This window comes from Klebsiella sp. MS 92-3 (assembly GCF_000195655.1).
GTDB classification, from domain to species: domain Bacteria; phylum Pseudomonadota; class Gammaproteobacteria; order Enterobacterales; family Enterobacteriaceae; genus Klebsiella; species Klebsiella pneumoniae.
The window spans coordinates 63,496-69,284 of record NZ_GL882815.1 but is presented as its reverse complement, the minus strand read 5'-3'; the positions used below and the strand labels follow the sequence as shown (position 1 = coordinate 69,284).

6 protein-coding genes are annotated in these 5,789 nt (G+C 61.1%); 2 read left to right on the top strand and 4 right to left on the bottom strand.

From position 1 onward, the window contains the following. Positions 1–71 precede the first annotated feature (71 nt). From HMPREF9538_RS12580 to HMPREF9538_RS12590, 3 genes are all read right to left on the bottom strand, one after another. Positions 72–362, bottom strand: coding sequence for a hypothetical protein (locus HMPREF9538_RS12580; protein ID WP_002904624.1), 291 nt, complete (start codon positions 360–362; stop codon positions 72–74). Between the two features lie 228 nt (positions 363–590). Then, positions 591–1,778, bottom strand: coding sequence for an MFS transporter (locus tag HMPREF9538_RS12585; RefSeq protein WP_004176220.1), 1,188 nt, complete (start codon positions 1,776–1,778; stop codon positions 591–593). A gap of 155 nt (positions 1,779–1,933) precedes the next feature. After that, positions 1,934–2,356: a VOC family protein gene (locus HMPREF9538_RS12590; RefSeq protein WP_002904629.1), complete on the bottom strand. Its 423-nt coding sequence runs from the start codon at positions 2,354–2,356 to the stop codon at positions 1,934–1,936. Between the two features lie 206 nt (positions 2,357–2,562). On the opposite strand from HMPREF9538_RS12590, the gene HMPREF9538_RS12595 reads away from it, so the two are divergent. Beyond that, entirely contained in the window at positions 2,563–3,720 is a 1,158-nt protein-coding gene (locus HMPREF9538_RS12595) for a YbfB/YjiJ family MFS transporter (protein WP_004213417.1), read from the top strand. Here the strand turns inward: HMPREF9538_RS12595 and HMPREF9538_RS12600 are convergent. After that, entirely contained in the window at positions 3,717–4,562 is an 846-nt protein-coding gene (locus tag HMPREF9538_RS12600; RefSeq protein ID WP_004143508.1) for a LysR family transcriptional regulator, read from the bottom strand. The two genes, HMPREF9538_RS12595 and HMPREF9538_RS12600, sit on opposite strands and share 4 nt — an antisense overlap. Positions 4,563–4,651: 89 nt before the next feature. Here HMPREF9538_RS12600 and HMPREF9538_RS12605 point away from each other — a divergent pair, with 89 nt between their 5' ends. Continuing rightward, a complete protein-coding gene (locus HMPREF9538_RS12605; protein ID WP_032457139.1) occupies positions 4,652–5,710 on the top strand; it encodes a nitronate monooxygenase in 1,059 nt (352 codons plus the stop codon). Positions 5,711–5,789 lie beyond the last annotated feature (79 nt).

Below are 5,789 nucleotides of genomic sequence, written 5' to 3'. Positions count from 1 at the left end.
ATCTGGCAGAGGTGCTGAATGACTGGCTGGGGGGGGCGCCCCCGGGGGGGGGGGGGGGGGGAGGGGGGAGCCTATTCGGCGTTTTTGAGCGCCTCGGCGCGGCTGGCGGTGGCGTAGACAAAATCCAGCATCGGCTCGAGATCGGTGTCATAGCCAGCCTGAATAATTTTTCCTCGCAGCCATTCGATTTCACTGGTGATATCGGGAGGAAAAATGTTGTTATCCTGCGCCCGGCGCAGCCATTTCAGCAGAAAGTTATTCTTTCCCCTGATACCACCCGCTTTTTTCGATTTTCCGTGCATCTTCAGCGCGACCAGGACGCAGTAATAGAAATGAACGCGCTGATTAAAACTTTGGTGCATGTCTGTGTTTCCCGCCAGAATCAGGAATTCACCGTGTGGGTCAGTGATTCGGATTGGACTACGGTACCGGGCTGGATCGTTGCGCGAACTCTGTTGTCTACCAGTACCGTCCATGCATCTGTTGCCAGACGCTGACGGGATGTTGGCACGGAAGCCGAATCGTCGTCAATTGCCGATTCATTTTTTGCCGGCGTCATCGGACCGCGGCGGCCCGCGAGCCGGGCCACACTACTCTCTGGCGACAAGCCGCTGTTGCCGATGTACGCGGAAAATCAGCAGGAATGCGAGCGCCACCACGATCGCCGCCAGCAGATACAGCGTGGCGAGATCGTAGAACCCGGCGACCCAGCCGGCCAGCGGCCCGGTCAGGCCCAGCGCCAGATCAAGAAACGCCGAGTAGGTGCCGAGGGCGGTTCCCTGATTTTGCTCTTCAACCTGTTTTACCGCCTCAACCCCTAAGGCCGGAAAGACCAGCGAGAAACCCGAACCGGTGAGAAAGGCGCCGACGCCGGCCATCCATGCTGATGGCGCCAGCCAGATAAGCAGCAGGCCGAGACTTTCGATGATGAAGCAGGCCAGGGAGACCGGGACTCCGCCAAAGCGGGTAATGGTATTTCCCAGCACCAGGCGAACGCAGATAAAGCCGACGCTGAACAGCGAAAGGGTAAACGCGGCGCCCTGCCAGCTGTGCGCGGCGAAGTAGAGGGTGATAAAGGTGGCGATAACGCCGAAACCGACGGTGCCAAAGGCCAGCCCCAGGCCGTAAGGCCAGATTTTTCGCACCACCGCGTGAAAGGGCGCTCTGGCGCCGGCGGTCACCTTGACGTCCTGGCGGGTACGAGCGAACAGCAGACCGATGGCCGCGACCAGCACTACCACCGTAGCAAAGCCGCTGATGCCAAAATAGTGATTGAGGGTAACTCCCAGCGGCGCCCCGACCGCCATCGCCACATAGGTCGCCACGCCGTTCCAGGAGATAACCCGTGACGTGTGGATCGCGCCGACGGTTTTGATCCCCCACAGGGTGGCGCCGGTGGCGGTAAAGCTCTCGCCGACGCCGAGAAACACCCGGCCCGCCAGCAGCGCGGCAATGGCCAGCATCGGCGTTGCCTGCAGGACTACCGCCAATAGCGTGAAGGCGCCACTGAGCAGGCAGCAGACGATCCCAAGGCTGACCACTTTTTTCGGCCCCCAGATATCGGTATAGCGCCCGGCGTGCGGCCGGCTTACCAGCGTCGATATGTACTGCAGACTGATCACAATTCCGGCCACAAAGGTGCTGTAGCCCAGCTGATAGTGAATATAGCCCGGCAGTACGGCCAGCGGCAGACCAATGGAGAGATAGCAGATACAGGTAAAAACAACGATCGAAATAATGCGCAAATTGAGTTGTGTAGTGCTGACGGAAGTGCTCATAGGGATAAGAGGTTAATACAACGGGATGTGTAGCATAGCGCGCCGTGAGGACGCTGGCGAGGCGCGACAGCGTTTTATCGGTAACCGACGGGAACGATATTTGTACGAATGTAAATAACTGCTTTTACAGCGCTTAACGCCCGCCTCGCTCAGCGTCAGCTCGCCGCCATACCCGACGAATCACACACCATGCCCCAGGCGCGGTTTTGCAATACCGTGCGGTAGCCGTCCCGGTCGACGAAAGTGACGCCATTGACCTCCCAGTAAGGGTTAAACGCCGTAACGCGCAGAAATCCGGCGGCATCCATGGCTGCGCACTGTGCCTCCCATGCCGCCTGCTGCGGATAGTACAGCACCAGCAGATCTTCATCGCCTGGCGAGGGGGTGACGGGATGGTGGCGGCAGTGGGTGAATTCCAGATGCCAGCCCGCTTCGGGCGCGCCGAGCATTATCCCGCTGAATCCTTCATGATCGGTAAAGCTGCCGAGCAGCTCGAGTCCCAGCCCGGCGCAATACATGCTGGCGGTGGTGTCCAGTTCACTGACCGGCCTGGCAATGCGCATATGACAGAACGACATAATGACTCCCGTGAGCATAAGTTGAGTTGATACTGTACCGGTAAATCGGCCCGGCGTGTGTTAAGCCGTGCCCAGGCGCACCTTCTCTCTGTAAATACCATAGCGGATTAACATCCGACTTGCGCCAACAATACCTCCTCATCATAATAAAAAAAGAATTATACAATATTATTGTTCTTAAATTGAGAATCATTGTGGGGTGGTGGATGAATAACCAATCGCGCCAGGCCTTATGGCTGGCACTGGCTGGATCGATAGTACTGATGATCGGCATGGGCTACGGGCGCTTTGCCTTCACCGGCGTGCTGCCGCTTATGCTTAATGAAGGTCTGTTAACCCTGCACGAGGGCAATCTCGCCGCGTCGGCCAATTACGCTGGCTATCTGGTCGGCGCGTTGCTGCTGGCGCGGGTGCAGCCTGGGGCCGCCACCCGACTGAGCATTATCTCCGCCGGGTTGACCATCGCCAGCCTGGCGCTGCTGGCATGGGTGAGCTCGCCGTGGACCATTATTACGCTGCGCGCCGTCGCTGGCGCGCTGAGCGCGATAACGCTGATTGCAGGTTCGCTGTGGCTGCTGGAACATATGGGGCATCATCACGGGGCGCCGTTGCTGTATGCCGGGGTGGGGCTGGGGATATTTATCTCCGCGGAGGGGATCGCCCTTGGACATGCCCTGAGCCTCACCAGCCAGCAGATCTGGCTGCTCTGCGCATTATGCGCCGGTCTGCTGCTGGCGCTGGCGATCCGTTGGCTACTGACTCCGCCGGCTGCACTGGTGAGGGTTTCCCATGTTGAGACCTCCCTGCCTGCGTCCGGGAGCGATACCCGTCGCGCGGCGTGGCGACTCTTGATGGTTTACGGTCTGGCGGGCTTCGGCTATATCATCACCGCCACTTATCTGCCGTTGTTTCTGTCCGGTTCGCTGCAGAGCGTTGACCCGGTCCATCTGTGGGCGCTGTTTGGTCTGGCGGCCGCGCCGTCCTGCCTCATCTGGCATAAGCTGGTGCTAAAGTGGGGATACCGGCAAGCGCTGACCCGCAACCTGCTCGTCCAGGCGCTTGGCGTGATCCTTCCAGCCTGCAGCGCTTCATTGCTGTTTTGCGTGCTAAGCGCGCTTTTGGTGGGCTTTACCTTTATGGGCACCGTAACCATTGCGCTACCGAAGGCGAAAAGTCTCAGCCATCAGGTGAGCTTCAATATGATTGCCGCGATGACTGCACTGTACGGTGTGGGACAGATTGCCGGGCCGCTTATCGCCGGCGCGCTGTATCAGATCGCGGCTTCATTTAACCCGGCGCTCTATGCCGCGGCGCTGGCGCTGCTGATTGCCGCAGGGCTGGTCTTTACCGAACGCCAGGCTTAGCCAATCGCCACGCTTTGCAGCAGCTTGCGCCACTCGCTCAGGGCGGGGGCGCTCAAGCCGCTGCGCCAGATAAGCTGGGTGGTCGCCTCGCACAGCGGTTCGCTAAGGCAGTTTTCGGGAAGCGTCATCAGCGACAGCACGCTCTGCGGCAGCAGGCAGGCGTAGCGCCCGGACGCCACGCAGGCAAGCATGCTGTGATAGGAATTGACCTCATGCACCTCGACGGCCGCCTGCTGTTCTGCCAGCCAGCGTTCTCCCAGCGCGCGGTAGCTGCAGCCGCTGGCAAATGCCGCGAACCGCAGCGGACCCGGGGTCTGCGGACGGACCAGCATCAGGGTTTCATAAAACACCGGGGTGAATGCCAGCTCGGCGGGACAGGCCGGTTGCCCATCGGCCCCTGGCGGCAGGCAGACCAGCGCGGCATCAAGGGCGGCGGTTAACACCCCCTCGGTTAACTGGCGGGTCGGTTGGGTGATGAGGGTGATATCCACCTGTGGGCACTGCTGTTGGAAGCGGGTAAGCAGCGGCGGCAGCCGGCTGGCGGCGGTCGCCTCCATCGCGCCCAGACGCAGACTGCCGCCTGGGGTTGTCGGATGCAGAGCCTGCTTTGCCTCTTCCGCCAGGCTCAGGATCCGCCGGGCGTAGCTGAGAAACTGCACGCCTGCCGGGGACAACACCATTTTTTTGTTGCCGCGAACGAAGAGCTCAACGGCAAGCTCCTCTTCCAGCTGCTGAATGCGGGTCGTGATATTGGACTGTGCGCGGCCCAGCCGTTTTGCTGCCTGGGTGACGCTCTGCGTTTCTGCCACCTGAATGAAGATCTCGAGTGTGCTGTGGTTCATATTTTTCTTCTCATTACGATAATAATGTTGATCTTACCATCTTTAAAGGAGATGGTAAGCCTCCGGCATCGTTAATGCATGAGGAAACCATGAGCAACCCGCTGCTTTCGCTTCTTGATATTGATTATCCCCTGATTCAGGCCCCGATGGCGGGCGTCTCCACCCCCGCGCTGGCTGCCGCGGTAAGTAATGCCGGCGCGCTGGGCTCGCTGGGGCTGGGCGCTTCAACCGTTGCCCAGGCGGAAGCGATGATAGTCGCCACCCGCCAGCTGACGGACCGTCCGTTCAATGTCAATCTGTTCTGCCATGCGCCGCCCCGGCGCGACGCCCGGCGGGAAGCCGACTGGGCAACAACATTACGTCCCCATTTTGCCCGCTATGGCAGTACGCCACCGGATTCGTTAAGCGAGATCTACCAGACATTTATCGGTCATGCGCCGATGCTGGAGCTGCTTCTCGACCTGTCGCCGGCGGTGGTGAGCTTTCATTTTGGTCTTCCTGAAGGTGAGACGATCCAGCGTCTGCGGCGGCAGGGGATCGTTACCCTGGCGACAGCGGCTTCGCTCCAGGAGGCGCTGCTGATTGAACAGCAGGGGATCGACGTGGTGGTCGCTCAGGGCTATGAGGCGGGCGGGCACCGGGGGATCTTTGCTCCGCAGGCGCCTGACGCGCAGCTGAGCACCTTCACCCTGGTGCAACTTCTGCGGCGTCGACTAACCATCCCGGTGGTGGCCGCCGGAGGCATCATGGACGGAGCGGGGATCGCCAGCGTGATGCAGTTGGGGGCGCAGGGCGTACAGCTCGGTACGGCTTTTTTCCTGTGCCCGGAATCGCCCGCCGACGCCGGCTACCGCGCGGCGATCCACAACAGTCTTGACGGGCGTACGGTGCTGACCTCCGCGATATCCGGGCGTCCGGCACGCTGTCTGGCGAATGCCTTCTGTGCGCTGGGGGAAGGCTATCCGGCGAGCGCCGTGCCGGATTATCCGCTGGCGTATGATATCGGCAAAGCGCTGGCCGCCGCCGCGAAAGCCCAGGGCGTCCATGAGTATGGCGCCCACTGGGCCGGGCAGGGGGTGGGGTTGATCCGCGAGTGTGACGCCGCCACTCTGATCCGCCAGCTGGCGGAAGAGAGCGGCTGGAACTAATGACTGACGGCTAGGGGGGGGGGGGGGGGGGGGCGGGCCCGCCCCCGCCCCCGCCAGTGAACCGCTGTTCCGCAACGCT